The following is a 16,732-nucleotide window of genomic DNA, read 5'->3' on the forward strand; positions in this document are numbered from 1 at the left end:
CGCCCGGTTACATTTCGAACCCGGAAGCTAAGCCTTTCAGCGCCGATGGTACTGCAGGGGGGACCCTGTGGGAGAGTAGGACGCCGCCGAACAATCATTGTGGGAAAGCCCCGCACCGTATGGTGCGGGGCTTTTCTGCGTTCTGGGTTCGGAAATCGCCCGGGGCCGGGAACGGCCCCGGGTCTGCGTTTAGAGTCTGGCCATGCGCCATGACCTGGTCATCTTCGACAACGATGGGGTACTTGTCGACAGTGAGCCCCTGTCCAACACCATCCTGGCCGGCTATCTCACCGAGCTCGGGCACCCCACCTCGTACGAGGAATCGATACGCGATTACATGGGCTCGGCGATGCGCCGGATTCACGAAACCATCCTGGAGCGGACGGGGCGGCGGCTGCCGGAGGACTTCGACGACGTTTTTCACGGGCGGGTTTTCGCGGCGTTCGAGCGGGAGTTGCGGCCGGTGCCAGGGGTGACGGACATCCTGGAGAAGCTGGCCGCGGAGGGCATTCCGTACTGCGTCGGTTCGTCCGGGAGTCATGAGCGGATCCGGGTGGGGCACCGGACGACGGGGCTGGACCGGTGGTTCGCGCGGGAGCGGGTCTTCTCTTCGGAGGACGTGGGGCGGGGAAAGCCGGCGCCGGATCTCTTTCTGCATGCGGCGCGGGAAATGGGTGTGGCGCCCGAGCGGTGCGCGGTGGTGGAGGACAGTCCGCTCGGGGTGCAGGCGGCGGTTGCTGCCGGGATGGACGTCTATGGATTCACGGCGATGACGCAGGCGGGGAAGTTGGCGGAGGCCGGCGCTACCGCGCTCTTCGGCCGGATGACCGAGCTGGCGGATCTGTTGGTGCGGTAGCGCCCCTGAGAGGGGGCGGGCCGGTATCTCGGAGTTGAGCGAGGGCGCGGGTATCGCGGCAAGAGGAGTGATGGGGGATCACCCCTCGGGCAGAGGTCGGAATTGGTGGGGTGATCCATCTACCCAGGGGTAGGCGGGAGTTCTACGCTGAGCGGCCATGACGGCCCCTCTGGTACCGGGAGCGCAGCTGCGGCACGGCCGGATCTCGCTCGCCCTCAGCTTCCTCGTCCAGGGTGCGGTCTTCGCCCTCCTCGTGACGCGCATCCCGGCGATCCAGGACCGGTACGGCATTTCGGACGGGCTGCTGCCGGTCTTCCTGGCGGCGGTGCCGGTGCTGGCCGGCGTCGGCAGTGTCGTCACCGAGCAGCTGGTGAAGCGGGTGCGGCCGAGCCGGGTGCTGCGGTGCGTACAGCCGGTGGTGTGTCTGGCGCTGCTGGCCGTCGGGGCGGTCGGGTCGATGGCACAGGTGACCGTGGCGCTGGCGGTGTTCGGGCTGTCGGTGGGGGCGCTGGACGCCTCGATGAACATGCTCGGGGTGAGCCTGCAGCGCGCCTACGGGCGGAGCATCATGCTCGGTTTCCACGCCGCGTACAGCCTGGGCGGCATCGTGGGGGCTTCGCTGGCCTGGGCGGGGGCGCACTGGAAGCTGTCGCTGGGGCTGCTGTACGGGCCGGTGGTGGCGGTGCTGGTGCCGTTGGCGGTGGTCGTGGGCCGGTGGTTCGTGGACCGGCGGGACACGGCCGGGGCCGGGACCGGCCGACCGACGGAGGCCACCACTCCCGGCACACCCTCGGCTCCGATGGCCCCCTCCGCCCCGGTGGCTCCCGCAGCCGCCTCCGCCCCGGTCGCTCCCGTCGCGATGCGGCTGTTGCTGCCGTTGTGCCTGGTGATGGCGTTCGCCTATATAGGCGACTCGACGGTCTCCAACTGGAGCGCCAAGTATCTGCAGGACGTCCTGGGGAGCTCCGAGCAGCTCGCCACCGTTCCGTACAACGTCTACATGGTCACCACGCTGCTCGGGCGGGCGGTGGGGGACCTGGGGGTGCGGCGCTTCGGGGCGGTCGCGGTGGTGCGGTGCGGGACGGTGGTGGCGGCGGGCGGCTTCGCCGTGGTGGCCGCGGCGCCGGGGGCCTGGGCGGGCATGGCGGGGTTCACGCTGCTGGGCCTGGGGCTGTGTGTGATCGTGCCGCAGACGTTCGCGGCGGCCGGCCGGTACGCGTACGACAGCCAGGGCGCCGGGGCTTCGGACATGGCCATCGCGCGGCTGAACATCTTCAATTACGTGGGCTTTCTGATCGGTTCTCCGTTGGTGGGGGCGCTGGGCGACGCCTGGAGCTATCGGGGGGCGATGCTGGTGCCGATGGTGCTGGTCCTGGTGACGCTCGTGTATGCCAGATCGTTCGGCGCGCCGCGGGCCGGATACGGTGACAGGCATGAGCGGCCGCGCACAGCTGATGTGGGATGAGGCAGTAACGGGCTACAACTTCGGGCCCGGACACCCGATGGACCCGGTCAGACTCGCGCTGACCATGCGTCTGGTCGAGGCGTTCGAGCTGGACCGCGGGCCGCTGGAGGTGGTCGCGGCCAAGCCGGCCGGGGATTCCACGCTGCGGCTGGTGCACCGCCAGGACTACATCGAGGCGGTCCGCCGGGCGTCGGCGGATCCGGCGGCCGCGGAGCTCTCGTACGGGCTGGGGACGGCCGACGATCCGGCGTTCGCGGGGATGCACGAGGTGTCCGCGCTGATCGCCGGTCAGTCGGTCGGCGCCGCGGAGGCCGTCTGGCGCGGTGACGCGGTGCACGCCGTCAACTTCGCCGGCGGGCTGCACCACGGGATGCCGGGCGGCGCGTCCGGTTTCTGCATCTACAACGACGCGTCGCTGGCGATCGCCCGTCTGCTGGAGCTGGGCGCCGAGCGGATCGCGTACGTCGATGTGGACGTCCACCACGGCGACGGGGTGCAGGCGGCGTTCTGGGACGATCCGCGGGTCCTGACGATCTCGCTGCACGAGCATCCGCGGACGCTGTTCCCGCAGACCGGCTGGCCGGAGGAGACCGGCGGGGAGGGTGCGGCCGGCAGCGCGGTGAACGTGGCGCTGCCCGCCGGGACCGGTGACGAGGGCTGGCTGCGGGCCTTCCACGCGGTGGTGCCGGAGCTGCTGGGCGCGTTCCGTCCGCAGGTGCTGGTGACGCAGCACGGCGCCGACACGCACTTCGAGGACCCGCTGGCGCACCTCGCGGTGAGCCTGGACGCCCAGCGGGCGGTGGCCGAGTCCTGTCACTCGCTGGCGCACGAGCACGCGGACGGGCGGTGGGTCGCGCTCGGGGGCGGCGGCTATGCGGTGGTGGACGTGGTGCCGCGCAGCTGGACGCATCTGACGGCGATCGCGGCCGGGCGGCCGATCGAGCCGACCACCCCGGTGCCGGAGTCCTGGCGGCACGAAGTGTTCCGGCGGACCCGCCAGTTGGCGCCGCAGCGGATGACGGACGGGCGGAGGCCGCAGTGGCGGGATTTCCTCGACGGCGGTTACGACCCGGCCGACCGGCTGGACCAGGCGGTGCTGGCCACCCGGCGGGCGGTGTTCCCGGCGCACGGTCTGCTGCCGTAGCGGGGGCCGGCGGTACGGGGCGGCGGGGGGATGCGCCCGGATGTGTGATTACCCGTCGGTTGGGGCATCGACCGGCCGGCCAACGGGTGAGCATGGGCGGCGTGTTGGCCACCGGGGAGCTGCGGGCGCATCTGGTCGGGGCGCGGCTGGCGGGGACGATCGCGACGACCCGGGAGCAGAGCCTGGGGCGGTACCGGCTCTTCGCGGCGCGTGATCCGCGGGTGCTGCTGGGGCTGGACCCCGAGCGGGAGTGGCCGCTCACCGCACTCCTGCGACTGATGGGGCAGAAGTGCGGGGTTTCGGTCGATCCCGCGCACACTTCCGGCCCGGACGTGATCGATCCGGATCGTACGATCGCGGCCCTCGACCGGTTCGCCGACCGGATCGGAGTCGCCGCGGCCCGTGCGGAGCCGGTGCTGCTCGGCACCGGACATCCCCAGGCGTTACTGGAGTTCTACGCCGGCCTCGCAGACGCCCTCTCGGCGGTGGGCTGCCCCGTCCTCACCCCGGCGTATGGCGTCCGTGTCGACATAGCGACCCGGTTCGGTGTACGTACCCGGGCCCTGGGCTACGTACGGGGAGTCGCGATGTTGCAAGAGACCGGCGTGCGGGGCGCGTCCGGGACGGGGGGCGTACACACCCATTCGCCGCTGCCGGTACGGACCGTTCTGGCGGCCGCCGCGGACGCCGGAGGGCCGCTTCCCGGGCTGGTGATCGGGGACCACGGATGGGCCTGCGGGGCAGGTCAGCTGGGCATTGAGGCGATCGCGCTGGCGGATTCGGACGACCCGGCTCCGTTCGTCGGACAGGCCGAGGGGCGACTGTCGGAGGTGGTGCCGCTCGACGATGCCGTACCGGCCGCGTCCTACCGGCCACTCATGCGTTATGTCATGGATCGTGTCGGTCTGTCATATTAGGCGGCTGTTCGCTGCTCCTCTTCCCCACTCGCATCACCCGCCCCTAATCTGGGGAGTGAGCGCATAGCGACGAAGAGTCACCGGAGGGGAAGCCGGTGACCGTCTTATGCGGAAGGTGCAGGTGTGTTCATGGCTGCTGACCAGAGGCCTCTGAACGAGGTCGTGTTCCTTACGGTGGCGGAAGTTGCCACGGTGATGCGAGTGTCCAAGATGACCGTGTACCGCTTGGTGCACAGCGGTCATCTGCCCGCGATTCGGGTGGGGAGGTCTTTCCGCGTTCCGGAGCAGGCGGTCCACGACTATCTCCGGGAGTCCTACGTGGGGGTGGAATCGGCCTGACGGACACCTCGCCGACCCTCGGATTACGCCGTTCGCCCGGCGCCGGGTAGGCTGGCCCGATGTAGGTAGTGTGGGCTCGGACGCCCCGCACCGAGTGATTCGAAGTGAGCGAGGGTAGTCGTGGGCTCTGTTATCAAGAAGCGGCGCAAGCGGATGGCCAAGAAGAAGCACCGCAAGCTGCTCAAGCGCACCCGCGTTCAGCGTCGTAACAAGAAGTAAGCGACGCTGATCGCGATTTCGCAGCCCCCCATCGCCTGGTGCGGTCGGGGGCTGCGGCGCGTTGTGGGCCGTATGGACGGTGGTGGGACGGAAATGTCGCCGTGGGCATCCCGTGGTCATCACTGCGCAACACCGACCCGATAGCGTTGACCGCACAGCTGGGCTACGCGCAGGTCGCGGCGGGAAGGTAGGGCTGATCTTGGGCAAGGTCGTGCTCGTCACGGGAGTCGCACGGCAGCTGGGCGGCAGATTCGTCCGCCGGATCCAGCGCGACCCGGACGTCGACCGGGTGATCGGGGTGGACGCCGTGGCACCCGAGCACCATCTCGGCGGCGCCGAATTCCTCAAGGCCGACATCCGCCACCCGGCGATCGCCAGGGTCCTGGCCGAAACCCGCGTCGACACCGTGGTCCATATGGACATCAACGGGACGCCGTTGGGCAAGCGCGGCGGCCGCGCCTCGGTGAAGGAAACCAACGTCATCGGGACGATGCAGCTGCTGGGCGCCTGCCAGAAGGCCCCGAACGTCGAGCGCGTCGTCATCAAGTCCAGCACCAGCGTCTACGGCTCCGCGCCCCGCGACCCGGCCGTCTTCACCGAGACCACCACCCCGAAGTCGCTGCCCAGCGGAGGCTTCGCCAAGGACATCGTCGAGGTCGAGGGCTACGTCCGCGGCTTCGCCCGGCGCCGGCCCGACGTGGCCGTCTGCATCCTGCGGTTCGCCAACATCCTCGGGCCGTGCGCGGATTCCCCGCTCGCCGAGTACTTCTCGCTGCCCGTGCTCCCCACCGTCCTCGGTTACGACCCGCGCCTGCAGTTCGTCCACGAGGACGACGCCATCGACGTGCTGCGGATCGCCGCCGCCGCGCCGCGCCGGGGCACGCTCAACAGCGGCACCTTCAACATCGCCGGCGACGGTGTCCTGCTGCTCTCGCAGACCTCGCGGCGGCTCGGGCGGCCCACCCTGCCGCTCTTCCTGCCGACGGTGACCTGGGCCGGCACCGCACTGCGGTCCGTCGGCATCACGGACTTCTCGCCGGAGCAGATCCGGCTGCTCACGCACGGCAGGGTCGTCGAGACGACGCAGATGCGCGAGACACTGGGGTTCCACCCCAAATACACGACGGCGGAGGCCTTCGCGGAATTCGCCCGCAGCCGCGGACCCGGGCTGCTGCCGCCCGAGTCCCTCGCCCGCACCGTGGACCGGCTCGCCGGCGTGCTCACCGCGCACCGGACGCCGGCCCAGTGAGGAGGACACCCACCATGGCGGACGCCAAGGTCATTCCCTTCGGCGAGGAGCCCCGGGCACGCCGCAAGGCCCGGCGGGCCGGGCGCGGCGGGCGCGGTACGGCGCTGGCGCCCGTACCGGAGGCCCGGACCGAGCACCCGCCGGCGGCACCCCCGCCGGCCCGGCAGCGCTCCCTCGACGAACGGATCGCGGGCGGACTGGCGTTCCTGCGCCGCCGGATCACCGGCGACTACGAGGTCGACGACTTCGGCTACGACGAGGAGCTGACCGACCAGGTCCTGATGTCGCTGCTGCGGCCGTTCTACGAGAAGTACTTCCGGGTCGAGGTCAAGGGCATCGAGAACATCCCCGCGGACGGCGGGGCGCTGGTCGTCGCGAACCACTCCGGGACGCTGCCGCTGGACGGCCTGATGCTCCAGGTCGCGGTGCACGACAACCACCCGGCGCAGCGTCATCTGCGGCTGCTCGCGGCCGACTTGGTGTTCGTCCTGCCGGTGATAAACGAACTGGCGCGCAAGGCCGGGCACACCCTCGCCTGTGCGGAGGACGCCCAGCGGCTGCTGGAGCGCGGCGAGATCGTCGGGGTGATGCCGGAGGGCTTCAAGGGCATCGGCAAGCCCTTCGCGGACCGCTACAAGCTGCAGCGCTTCGGGCGGGGCGGCTTCGTCTCGACGGCGCTGAAGGCCGGGGTGCCGATCGTGCCGTGCTCGATCGTGGGCGCCGAGGAGATCTACCCGATGATCGGGAACGCCAAGACCCTGGCGCGGGTGCTGGGGCTGCCGTACTTCCCGATCACGCCGACGTTCCCCTGGCTGGGACCGCTGGGCGCGGTGCCGCTGCCGACGAAGTGGACGATCCAGTTCGGCGAGCCGATCCCGACCGACGGCTACCCGTCGGAGGCGGCGGACGATCCGATGCTGATGTTCAACCTCACCGACCAGGTACGCGAAACGATTCAGCACACCTTGTACAAGCTGCTGGTGCAGCGGCGGTCGGTGTTCTTCTGAGGTTGTGCCGACTGCTGGTGCAGCGGCGGTCGGTGTTTTTCCGAGGTCGTGACGGCTGCGGGTGCGGCGGTGTTCGGTGTTCTTCTGACGCGGCGCCCGGCGGCGGCGCGTGCGGGGAGGAGCATCGAACGCCGCCGCACCGGGCGCGGCGGTGCTGCTACTTCGGGAGGTCCTGTCCGTCGATGCCCAGGCCGGGCAGCAGGCCCGGGAGCAGCGGCGGCAGGGTGACGTCGGGATGGCCGCCGGGACGGCTTCCCGTGCCGTGGCCGGCGTCGTGCGGGGACGGGCTGCCGGACTTGTCCTGCGGGTCCAGCAGACCGCCCGTGCTGCCGCCGAGCAGACCGTCCTCCTGGGACGGGGAGGCCGACGGACGGGGCGCGTGCGGGTCCGTGGAGTGTCCCCGGGTGGCGGAGCCGTGGCCGGGAGAGGCCGGGTGGCCGTCGGGGCCGGAGCCGGTGCCCGCGGAGGCCGGGGTGTTGCGCGGGTGGTGCTTGCCGTCGGGGGCCTGCGGCAGCAGCGAGCGGAGCGGACCGACCTCTTCGTCTATGGCGTCGAAGACCGAGCTGACCTCGTCGCGGACGTCCGTGAGCTGCACCGGAAGCCTGTCCCGCAGCTGCGACCACGTGCTGCGGTGGGAGCGGGTGAAGGAGTTCAGCGCCTGGATGGGGCCGAGCGAGCCGTCCCGCTCGTACGCGGCGTGCAGCAGGCGGTGGCCCTCACCCGCGTCGTGCTTCACCCCCGACAGGGCGCGCCGGACCTCGCCGAGCGACTCGTGGTCGAGGTCGGCGGCGCGGGCCCGCTCCAACAGGCGGCGGGCCTCGAACATGCGGGTGGACGCCTGGTCGAGGTAGAGCCGGCCGCGGTCGGAATCGTCGTTGGTCATGTCGAGCTTGAGGTCCTCCATGCCCCGCTTGAGGCCGTAGAGGGAGTCCCCGGGGAGGGCGTCGGAGCTGGCGGCGGCGACCCCGGTGAAGGCTCCGGCCGCGACGCCGACGGTCAGCCCGCCCGCGGCCAGTCCTTTTGAGAGCCGGGAACGCGGCCGCAGCCGGCCGATCGATTTGTCGGCGCGGTGCGCGCCTTTGTGTTCGCGCTGCTCGGGCACCCTGGCCCCCTCGGACGGAGTGCCTTCGGCGAAGGCGGACTCCATCGCGGCGAGGAGCTGGGCGCGCTGGACAGTCTTGACCTCGGCGGCCATCTCCGGCCGTGGAAGCCTCCCGAGACCGTCGGCGACCGCCAACAGCCGTGTCTCGCCCGGCGCCTGGGCCGGATTGTCGACCTGTTCCTCGGCCGCCGCACCCTTGAGGACCTGCTCCTCCAGGGCCTGGGCGAAGGCGTTGGCCCGCCGGTGCACCGAGACATTCGCGATCACGGGCGGCACCTCCTCTCGTCATCCCGCACGACTCCCCGGACTGGCTTTGACCATCCAGACGGGCCGGACGGTTGCACACCCATGTCCGCGGCCACTCGATCGAGTGAGGGGCAGCGGGCATGGCGTGACCGCATGGAGCCTGCACTCCGCACAACGAGCGGCGCGGCACTCGGGTTACGCACTCACGATGATCTGACCGACCGGACACGACCGGTCACCGAGCGTGAGGGTGACACGGTGCACGGCGGGGCGGAGAAGAGCGGAACGAGGGGGGGTGGGGGGGTCAGCGGGCGTCTTCGGGGAGGAGGCGCGCGAGGGTGCGGACGGCGCGGTACTGGAGGGTCTTGATGGCGCCCTCGTTCTTGCCCATGACGCGGGCGGTCTCGGCGACCGAGAGGCCCTGCAGGAACCGCAGCGTGACGCATTCCTGCTGTTGGGGGTTGAGCTTGCGTACCGCCTCCAGGAGGGCGGCGTTGGAGAGGGACTCGAGGACCGACTCCTCGGGACTGCGCTCGACCTCGTTGGCGTCGAGCATCTCTCCGGTGGTGACTTCCAGGCGGAAGCGCGAGGACTTGAAGTGGTCGGCGACGAGGTTACGGGCGATGGTCACCAGCCAGGCGCCGAAATCACGGCCCTGCCAGGTGAAGGTGCCGATGCGGCGCAGGGCGCGCAGGAACGTCTCGCTGGTGAGGTCCTCGGCCGTGGCGCGGCCGCCCACCCGGTAGTAGATATAGCGGTAGACCGTGTCGGCGTACTGGTCGTAGAGGCGGCCGAAGGCCTCGGCCTCGCCGGCCTGGGCGCGTTCGACGAGGTCCATCATGCGACGGCTGTCGCTGTCGGCGGGACGCCGGGCGGTGGTCGTGCCGGCGCCGGCGCGGCGGGTTCTGCCGGCGGCCTTGCCGACCGCCGCGCTCCCGTCGGCCAGGGCGTAGCAGGGGCCGGCGGCGGGGACGGCTGAGGCGAATGCGGGGACGGCGTACGCGGTGGGGACGAAACTGCGCAGGTGGTCGACGAGCGTCGTACGCAGCGTAGCCAGGCCCGAGGCGTCAACCCCGACGTGTGGGTACACGGGACTCCCAGAGGCAGAGCTTCCATCACGTGCAGTGCGGGACCGTTCACTCGTCGTAGGGACGTGTGGGTTCCGGATTGCGTCTGAGGAGAATAACGCTTCGTACAGGCAGCGCTACACCCAGTTGCTCAAATCATCGATTACTTACGGTCCGTGGCGGGTTGGTGGCAGATCAAGTATCGAATACTGAGCAACTATTGATCGGAAGGGAACGCAATCTGCCTGGTTGGAGGGCGTGTTGTGGCTGACCCGCGACAAGGGGACTGACCGGGAGGCCGTGGGGGTAGGGAGCGTGGATGGCCCGGCGCGCCGTCGGGCGATCAGCCCTGGTCAGCGGCGGCGGCGCTGGAGCGCGACCGCGGCCGCGGCACCGCCCGCCAGGGCGCCCACGCCGGCCGCCGCGGGGATGCCGATCTTGGCCGCCTTGCGGCCGGTGCGGTAGTCGCGCAGCCGCCATCCGTGTTCCCGGGCGTGCTTGCGCAGCCGGCTGTCGGGGTTGATGGCGTACGGGTGACCGACCAGTGACAGCATCGGGATGTCGTTGGCCGAGTCGCTGTAGGCGGCGCAGTGCGACAGGTCCAGGCCCTCGGCGGCGGCCAGCGCGCGGACCGCCTCGGCCTTGGCCGGGCCGTGCAGCGGCTCGCCGACCAGCTTGCCCGTGTAGACCCCGCCGACGGACTCGGCGACGGTGCCCAGCGCGCCGGTCAGGCCCAGCCGGCGGGCGATGATCGTCGCGGTCTCCACCGGCGCCGCGGTCACCAGCCAGACCTTCTGGCCGGCGTCGAGGTGCGCCTGGGCCAGTGCGCGGGTGCCCGGCCAGACCCGTTCGGCCATGTACTCGTCGTAGATCTCCTCGCCGATGGACATCAGCTCGGAGACGCGGTGGCCCTGGACGATGGACAGCGCGCTGTTGCGGACGTCCGCCATGTGCTCGGGGTTCTCCGAGCCGGCCAGCCGGAAGTAGATCTGCTGCCAGGCGAAACGGGCCAGGTCGCGCTTGTGGAAGAAGTGCCGCTTGTACAGGCCGCGGCCGAAGTGGAACAGCGCGGCGCCCTGCATGACGGTGTTGTCGAGGTCGAAGAAGGCGGCGGCCGCGGTGTCCCCGACGACCGGGAACTCCGGCTCGGCCGGGGCCTCCTCGGCGGCCTGGGCCTCCTCGGCCTCCTGCGAGGTCTTCCGGGCGGCCTCGGCGGCGGCCTCGCCGGCCAGCACGCTGCGGGCGGTGGCGGGGCGTCGGCGGCGGGGGATCCAGCCCAGGTCGAACAGCGCTCCGGAGGGCATCCAGCCGGATCGGCGAGCGGGCGACGAGGAGAGGCGCGTCCCGTGGGGACTCCTGCCGTTGTGGTGGTCGGGCGAGGGGCTGGCCATGGCGCTAGCGTAGCCAGTTTGTTCGGTGCTTCCGGTTACGGGCGCGTGTCCTGTGGGCCGGGAGCCGCTGACGGTCGCATTACGGCCGACTCGCGGGCGGGTCCGTCCGCCCCGGGACGGCTCAGGCGCCCAGGGCCGTCCGCAGCCGCTGCGGGTCGACGCGCCAGAAGTCGTGCTGGGCGCCGTCGATCAGGACGACCGGAATCTGCTCCCAGTACTTGCGGTGCAGTTCGGCGTCCTCGGTGATGTCCTTCTTCTCCCAGGACGCTCCGGTTTCGGCGCAGACCTTCTCGATCACTGCCTGGGCGTCGTCGCAGAGGTGGCAGCCGGGCTTGCCGACGAGGGTGACCAGCCGGTCGGCGGGGCGCTTGCGGGGGCTGCGGCTGAACAAGGGGGCCATGGAGCCATTGTGCCGGGTCGGCCGGGAAGTGAGGCGGGCGGCGGGACGGGCGCCGGGCGGGCAGGGGTCGATTACCATCGGTGGGCGATTTGTAGGTTTCCGGGGGGTTAGCGGTAAGGAGTGCGCGCGTGTCCCCGTCGGTGCTGCCGTGTTGTGCGGCCGGCGCGAGTGAACGGTGTGGCGTGGGAGTTGGTTCCGCGAAGGGCCGGAAAGGGCGCGTGACACCCATCACTTTGGCCGGACAAAGCGGACACCATCTTTGTGCACGCGTTCACAAAGACATAGCCTGCAGTAGACAGGGCGGTCGGGTTCCATACGGTCGCCCGCAGCCCCGCTCTACCCGCAGGAGCACCGTGGCAACTGGCCGAACTCACCGACCGGCGACCCGAAGCCGAGGCATCCCCGAGGCCACCGTCGCCCGGCTTCCGTTGTATCTGCGCGCACTGACCGCGCTCTCCGAGCGCTCGGTGCCCACGGTCTCCTCCGAGGAACTCGCGGCCGCGGCGGGGGTCAACTCCGCCAAGCTCCGCAAGGACTTCTCCTACCTCGGCTCCTACGGGACCCGCGGCGTGGGCTACGACGTGGAGTACCTCGTCTACCAGATCTCGCGCGAGCTGGGCCTGACCCAGGACTGGCCGGTCGTCATCGTCGGTATCGGTAACCTCGGCGCCGCCCTCGCCAACTACGGCGGCTTCGCCTCCCGCGGCTTCCGCGTCGCCGCGCTGATCGACGCCGACCCGGCCATGGCCGGCAAGCCGGTCGCCGGCATCGCGGTCCAGCACACCGACGAGCTGGAGCACATCATCGAGAGCAACGGCGTCTCGATCGGCGTGATCGCCACGCCGGCCGGCGCCGCCCAGCAGGTCTGCGACCGCCTGGTCGCGGCCGGCGTCACCTCGATCCTCAACTTCGCCCCGACCGTGCTGACCGTCCCCGACGGGGTCGACGTCCGCAAGGTCGACCTGTCGATAGAACTGCAGATCCTCGCCTTCCACGAGCAGCGCAAGGCCGGCGAGGAAACCGCCGAGGGCGGCGCCCCGGCCACGTCCGGCCGTGCCGCCGCCGTCGCGGCCGCGGCCGAAGCCGCCGCCGCGGCCGACCGCAAGGGACCTGACGGGGACGTGCCCGCCGTGATGCCGGCATGAGCCTTCTCGTCGTCGGACTGAGTCACCGCAGTGCGCCGGTGAGCGTGCTGGAGCGGGCCGCGCTCGCCCCGGAGGTGCGCGGCAAGCTGCTGCAGGACGCGGTGTCGGCCGAGCCGGTCACCGAGTCCGCGGTGCTGTCCACCTGCAACCGCATCGAGCTCTACGCCGACGTGGACAAGTTCCACGCCGGTGTCGCCGACCTGTCCACCCTCCTGGCCCGGCACAGCGGCGTCGGCCTGGAGGAGCTGACCCCCTACCTCTACGTCCACTACGAGGACCGCGCCGTCCACCACCTCTTCTCGGTGGCCTGCGGCCTGGACTCGATGGTCGTCGGCGAGGGCCAGATCCTCGGGCAGATCAAGGACGCGCTGGCCGTCGCGCAGGAACAGCACACCGCCGGACGGCTGCTCAACGACCTCTTCCAGCAGGCCCTGCGGGTCGGCAAGCGGGCCCACAGCGAGACCGGCATCGACAAGGCCGGCCAGTCGCTGGTCACCTTCGGCCTGGAGCAGCTCGCGGCCGGCCGGGACGTCGAGGGCTGGACGCACGGCAAGCGGGCGCTGGTCATCGGCGCCGGCTCGATGTCGTCGCTGGCCGCCACCACCCTCGTCCGCAACGGCATCGGCGAGCTGGCGGTCGCCAACCGCACCGTCGAGCGCGCCGAGCGGCTGGTGGCCATCCTCACCGAGCCCGGCGGGCCCGGCGCGGCCAACGGCCTGACCGCCCGTGCGGTGGCGATGGCCGGCGTCGCGGACGAGCTCGCGCTCGCCGACATCGTGGTGTCCTGCACCGGCGCGACCGGCCTGGTCCTCACGGGCGCGGCGGTCGCCGCCGCCCGCGCCGGCCGCACCGCGCCGCTGGCGCTGCTCGACCTCGCCATGCCGCGCGACATCGACGCCGCCGTCCACCGCATCGAGGGCGCCCACCTCGTCGACATCGAGTCGCTGGCCGACGCCTCCGCGGACGCCCCGATGGCGGCCGACGTGGACCAGGTGCGCGGCATCGTCTCCGACGAGGTCGCCGCCTTCGGCGCCGCCCAGCGGGCCGCGCACATCACCCCCACCGTGGTCGCCCTGCGCACCATGGCCGCGGACGTCGTCACGAGCGAGATCGCCCGGCTCGACGGCCGCCTCCCCGACCTGGACGACAAGCAGCGCGCCGAGATCACCCAGACCGTGCGCCGTGTCGTCGACAAGCTCCTGCACGCGCCCACCGTGCGGGTCAAGCAGCTCGCCAGCGAACCCGGCGGTGCCGGGTACGCGGACGCGCTGCGCGAACTCTTCGATCTCGACCCCCAGACTGTCGCCGCCGTCAGCCGGGCCGATACCCGCGGCGGCAGTCAGGAAGTACGGGAGCGGGCATGAAAGACAGCACCAACAGACCACTGCGGCTGGGCACCCGCCGCAGTGCGCTCGCCATGGCCCAGTCCGGGCAGGTCGCCGAGGCGGTGCGCGAGCTCACCGGCCGCCCCGTCGAGCTGGTGGAGATCACCACGTACGGCGACACCTCCCGCGAGCACCTCGCGCAGATCGGCGGCACCGGCGTCTTCGTCTCCGCGCTGCGCGACGCGCTGCTCGCCGGGGACATCGACTTCGCCGTCCACTCGCTCAAGGACCTGCCCACCGGGCAGCCCGAGTCGCTCATCCTGGCCGCGATCCCCGTACGGGAAGACCCCCGTGACGCGCTGATCGCCCGGGACCGGCTCACCTTCGAGGAGCTCACCGCCGACCCGGACCGCATCGCCCGTATCGGCACCGGCTCCCCCCGGCGGATGGCACAGCTCAACGCCTGGGCCCACACGCTGGGCCGGCGTGTCGAGACGGTGCCGATACGCGGGAACATCGACACCCGCATCGGATTCGTCGAGAAGGGCGAACTGGACGCGGTCGTGCTGGCCGCGGCCGGCCTCACCCGCATCGGCCGGATCGACGAGGCGGCGCAGCTGCTGTCGCCCGACGTGGTTCTGCCCGCCCCCGGCCAGGGGGCACTGGCGATCGAGTGCGCCGCCGCCAATGCGGAGCTCGCCGCCACGCTCGCGGAGCTCGACGACCCGGACACCCGGGCCGCCGTGACCGCCGAGCGTTCCCTGCTCGCCGCCCTGGAGGCCGGCTGTTCCGCACCCGTCGGGGCGCTGGCCGACCTCTCCCCAAGCTCTCGACTTCGTTCGAGCAGGGGAGGCCCCAAGGCTGACGAGCAGGCTGTCACCGAATTGCACCTGCGCGGTGTCGTCGGCACGACCGACGGCAGCACGCTGGTGCAGCTGTCCACCACCGGGCACGTACCCGCCTCTCCCGACGAGATGTCGGTCCCGCAGCAGCTGGGCCGCGAACTCGCCGCCGAGATGCTCGCCAAGGGTGCGGCCGGTCTTATGGGGGAGCGAGCACTTTGAACCCCACCGCCCCGAACCACTCCGCCTCCGGTCAGGTCACCTTCCTGGGTGCCGGGCCGGGTGACCCGGGTCTGCTGACGCTGCGAGCCGTGGAGGCGCTGGCCTCCGCGGACGTGCTGATCGCCGACCCGCAGGTGCTCGACGTCGTGCGTGTGCATGCGCGCGCACAGGTGGACACACCACTGCAGGCGTCAGTTGACGAGGCGTCAATCCCCGCCGACATCCCCACCCTTAGGGACACCGCCAATCTTGTCATGGCGGCCGCCCGGGCGGGCAAGCGGGTCGTCCGTGCGGTCACCGGCGACCCCGGTCTGGACGGGAACGTCGCCGAGGAGATGCTGGCCTGCGCCGCCGAGGGCATCGTCTTCGAGGTCGTGCCCGGCATCGCCGCGGCCGTCGGTGTACCCGCGTACGCCGGTGTGCCGCTGCGCGACGCCGAGGGCACCGACGTGCGCTTCGTCGACGCCCGCAGCGCCGATGACCGCTGCTGGTCGGAGCTGGGCACCAGCGACGCCACCGCGGTCGTCTCCACCACCCTCGACGCGGTGGCCGCGGCCGCCGGCGAACTGGTCACCGCGGGCCGCAAGCCCGACACCCCGATGACCGTCACCGTCGCCGGCACCACCACCCGCCAGCGCACCTGGACCGCCACCCTCGGCTCGGTCGCCCAGGTGCTCAAGGCCGCCAAGGTGCTGCCCTCGCCGGACGGCGGCCAGCCGGTCATAGCCGTGGTCGGTGAGCGCAGTGCCGCCGCGCAGCGCGACCAGCTCTCGTGGTTCGAGTCCAAGCCGCTGTTCGGCTGGCGGGTGCTCGTACCGCGCACCAAGGAGCAGGCCGCGTCGCTCTCCGACCAGCTCGTGTCGTACGGCGCGGTGCCGCACGAGGTCCCGACCATCGCCGTCGAACCGCCGCGCACCCCGCAGCAGATGGAGCGCGCGGTCAAGGGCCTGGTCACCGGCCGTTACGAGTGGATCGCCTTCACCTCGGTCAACGCGGTGAAGGCCGTCCGTGAGAAGTTCGAGGAGTACGGGCTCGACGCCCGGGCCTTCGCGGGCATCAAGGTCGCCGCGGTGGGCGAGCAGACCGCCAAGGCGCTGGTCGCCTTCGGCGTGAAGCCGGACCTGGTGCCGTCGGGTGAGCAGTCGGCCGCCGGTCTGCTGGAGGACTGGCCGCCGTACGACCCCGTCTTCGACCCGATCGACCGGGTCTTCCTGCCCCGGGCCGACATCGCCACCGAGACGCTGGTGGCCGGCCTGATCGAGCTGGGCTGGGAGGTCGACGACGTCACCGCCTACCGGACCGTGCGGGCCTCGCCGCCGCCGGCCGAGACCCGCGAGGCGATCAAGGGCGGCGGCTTCGACGCGGTGCTCTTCACGTCCTCGTCGACCGTGCGGAACCTCGTCGGCATCGCCGGCAAGCCGCACAACGTCACCGTGATCGCCTGCATCGGCCCGGCCACCGCCAAGACGGCCGAGGAGCACGGGCTGCGGGTCGACGTGATGTCGCCCGAGCCGTCGGTGCACAAGCTGGCCGAAGCGCTCGCGGACTTCGGCGCGGCGCGCCGGGACGCCGCGATCGAGGCCGGCGACCCGGTCACCCGCCCCAGCGAGCGCCGTCCCGGCTCGCGCCGCCGCGTGCGCAGCTGACGGCGGTACGCAGCGGTCCGGCAGCGGTTGTGCGCCCCGCGCCCGGTCATCCGGGTGCGGGGCGCCGCCCGTTGAGGCCCCGTCGGGGCCTCGTTGGGGCCGGGAGAGGTGCCTCGCCGCTGGGGCGGCCGCCGACGATGCGTCGGCAAA

The 16,732-nt window shown here is 71.6% G+C and carries 16 protein-coding genes and 1 rRNA gene; 13 read left to right on the forward strand and 4 right to left on the reverse strand.

The genetic code is table 11. From position 1 onward, the window contains the following. The 9 genes from rrf to ACFV1J_RS23330 form a co-directional block, all read left to right on the forward strand. A 5S ribosomal RNA gene (gene rrf, locus ACFV1J_RS23290) occupies nucleotides 1-92 on the forward strand; the annotation flags it as partial. A 110-nt stretch (nucleotides 93-202) separates the two neighbouring features. Next, entirely contained in the window at nucleotides 203-856 is a 654-nt protein-coding gene (locus ACFV1J_RS23295; RefSeq protein WP_385860879.1) for an HAD family hydrolase, read from the forward strand. A 157-nt stretch (nucleotides 857-1,013) separates the two neighbouring features. Beyond that, nucleotides 1,014-2,321: an MFS transporter gene (locus ACFV1J_RS23300; protein WP_385860881.1), complete on the forward strand. Its 1,308-nt coding sequence runs from the start codon at nucleotides 1,014-1,016 to the stop codon at nucleotides 2,319-2,321. After that, nucleotides 2,290-3,465: an acetoin utilization protein AcuC gene (locus tag ACFV1J_RS23305; RefSeq protein ID WP_385860883.1), complete on the forward strand. Its 1,176-nt coding sequence runs from the start codon at nucleotides 2,290-2,292 to the stop codon at nucleotides 3,463-3,465. Before ACFV1J_RS23300 ends, ACFV1J_RS23305 begins: the two co-directional genes overlap by 32 nt. Nucleotides 3,466-3,566: 101 nt before the next feature. Then, on the forward strand, nucleotides 3,567-4,382 hold the full coding sequence (locus tag ACFV1J_RS23310; protein ID WP_385860885.1) for a phosphatase: 816 nt from the start codon (nucleotides 3,567-3,569) through the stop codon (nucleotides 4,380-4,382). Nucleotides 4,383-4,511: 129 nt separating this feature from the next. Beyond that, nucleotides 4,512-4,721: a helix-turn-helix domain-containing protein gene (locus ACFV1J_RS23315; RefSeq protein ID WP_014144137.1), complete on the forward strand. Its 210-nt coding sequence runs from the start codon at nucleotides 4,512-4,514 to the stop codon at nucleotides 4,719-4,721. 120 nt (nucleotides 4,722-4,841) lie between these two features. Beyond that, nucleotides 4,842-4,940, forward strand: coding sequence for a 30S ribosomal protein bS22 (locus ACFV1J_RS23320; protein WP_003948845.1), 99 nt, complete (start codon nucleotides 4,842-4,844; stop codon nucleotides 4,938-4,940). A 199-nt stretch (nucleotides 4,941-5,139) separates the two neighbouring features. Beyond that, nucleotides 5,140-6,189 carry an NAD-dependent epimerase/dehydratase family protein gene (locus ACFV1J_RS23325; RefSeq protein WP_385860887.1) on the forward strand — a complete coding sequence of 350 codons (1,050 nt, stop codon included), beginning with the start codon at nucleotides 5,140-5,142 and terminating at the stop codon, nucleotides 6,187-6,189. 14 nt (nucleotides 6,190-6,203) lie between these two features. Then, nucleotides 6,204-7,196: a lysophospholipid acyltransferase family protein gene (locus ACFV1J_RS23330; RefSeq protein ID WP_385860889.1), complete on the forward strand. Its 993-nt coding sequence runs from the start codon at nucleotides 6,204-6,206 to the stop codon at nucleotides 7,194-7,196. 157 nt (nucleotides 7,197-7,353) lie between these two features. Here ACFV1J_RS23330 and ACFV1J_RS23335 read toward each other — a convergent pair whose 3' ends face one another. The 4 genes from ACFV1J_RS23335 to ACFV1J_RS23350 form a co-directional block, all read right to left on the reverse strand. Then, nucleotides 7,354-8,565, reverse strand: coding sequence for a DUF5667 domain-containing protein (locus ACFV1J_RS23335; RefSeq protein WP_385860891.1), 1,212 nt, complete (start codon nucleotides 8,563-8,565; stop codon nucleotides 7,354-7,356). A gap of 283 nt (nucleotides 8,566-8,848) precedes the next feature. Next, entirely contained in the window at nucleotides 8,849-9,634 is a 786-nt protein-coding gene (locus ACFV1J_RS23340) for an ECF subfamily RNA polymerase sigma factor, BldN family (protein WP_030416665.1), read from the reverse strand. A gap of 330 nt (nucleotides 9,635-9,964) precedes the next feature. Continuing rightward, nucleotides 9,965-10,915 (reverse strand): HAD family hydrolase, encoded by a 951-nt coding sequence (locus tag ACFV1J_RS23345; RefSeq protein WP_385861082.1) that lies wholly within the window; start codon nucleotides 10,913-10,915, stop codon nucleotides 9,965-9,967. 208 nt (nucleotides 10,916-11,123) lie between these two features. After that, a complete protein-coding gene (locus tag ACFV1J_RS23350) occupies nucleotides 11,124-11,402 on the reverse strand; it encodes a glutaredoxin family protein (protein ID WP_030804011.1) in 279 nt (92 codons plus the stop codon). Between the two features lie 353 nt (nucleotides 11,403-11,755). Between ACFV1J_RS23350 and ACFV1J_RS23355 the strand changes: the two genes are divergently transcribed. Genes ACFV1J_RS23355 through ACFV1J_RS23370 form a run of 4 tightly spaced genes read left to right on the forward strand, consistent with a single transcriptional unit; the run spans nucleotide 11,756 to nucleotide 16,582 of the window. Further along, entirely contained in the window at nucleotides 11,756-12,547 is a 792-nt protein-coding gene (locus ACFV1J_RS23355) for a redox-sensing transcriptional repressor Rex (protein ID WP_385860893.1), read from the forward strand. After that, nucleotides 12,544-13,911, forward strand: coding sequence for a glutamyl-tRNA reductase (locus ACFV1J_RS23360; protein ID WP_385860895.1), 1,368 nt, complete (start codon nucleotides 12,544-12,546; stop codon nucleotides 13,909-13,911). Before ACFV1J_RS23355 ends, ACFV1J_RS23360 begins: the two co-directional genes overlap by 4 nt. After that, the gene (hemC, locus tag ACFV1J_RS23365; protein ID WP_385860897.1) at nucleotides 13,908-14,936 is read left to right on the forward strand and encodes a hydroxymethylbilane synthase; all 1,029 of its coding nucleotides are present in this window, start codon (nucleotides 13,908-13,910) and stop codon (nucleotides 14,934-14,936) included. The genes ACFV1J_RS23360 and hemC overlap by 4 nt, the downstream gene beginning before the upstream one ends. Then, nucleotides 14,933-16,582: a uroporphyrinogen-III synthase gene (locus ACFV1J_RS23370; RefSeq protein ID WP_385860898.1), complete on the forward strand. Its 1,650-nt coding sequence runs from the start codon at nucleotides 14,933-14,935 to the stop codon at nucleotides 16,580-16,582. The genes hemC and ACFV1J_RS23370 overlap by 4 nt, the downstream gene beginning before the upstream one ends. Nucleotides 16,583-16,732: the final 150 nt, after the last annotated feature.

It is taken from the genome of Streptomyces sp. NPDC059649 (assembly GCF_042734445.1).
Classification (GTDB): Bacteria; Actinomycetota; Actinomycetes; order Streptomycetales; family Streptomycetaceae; genus Streptomyces.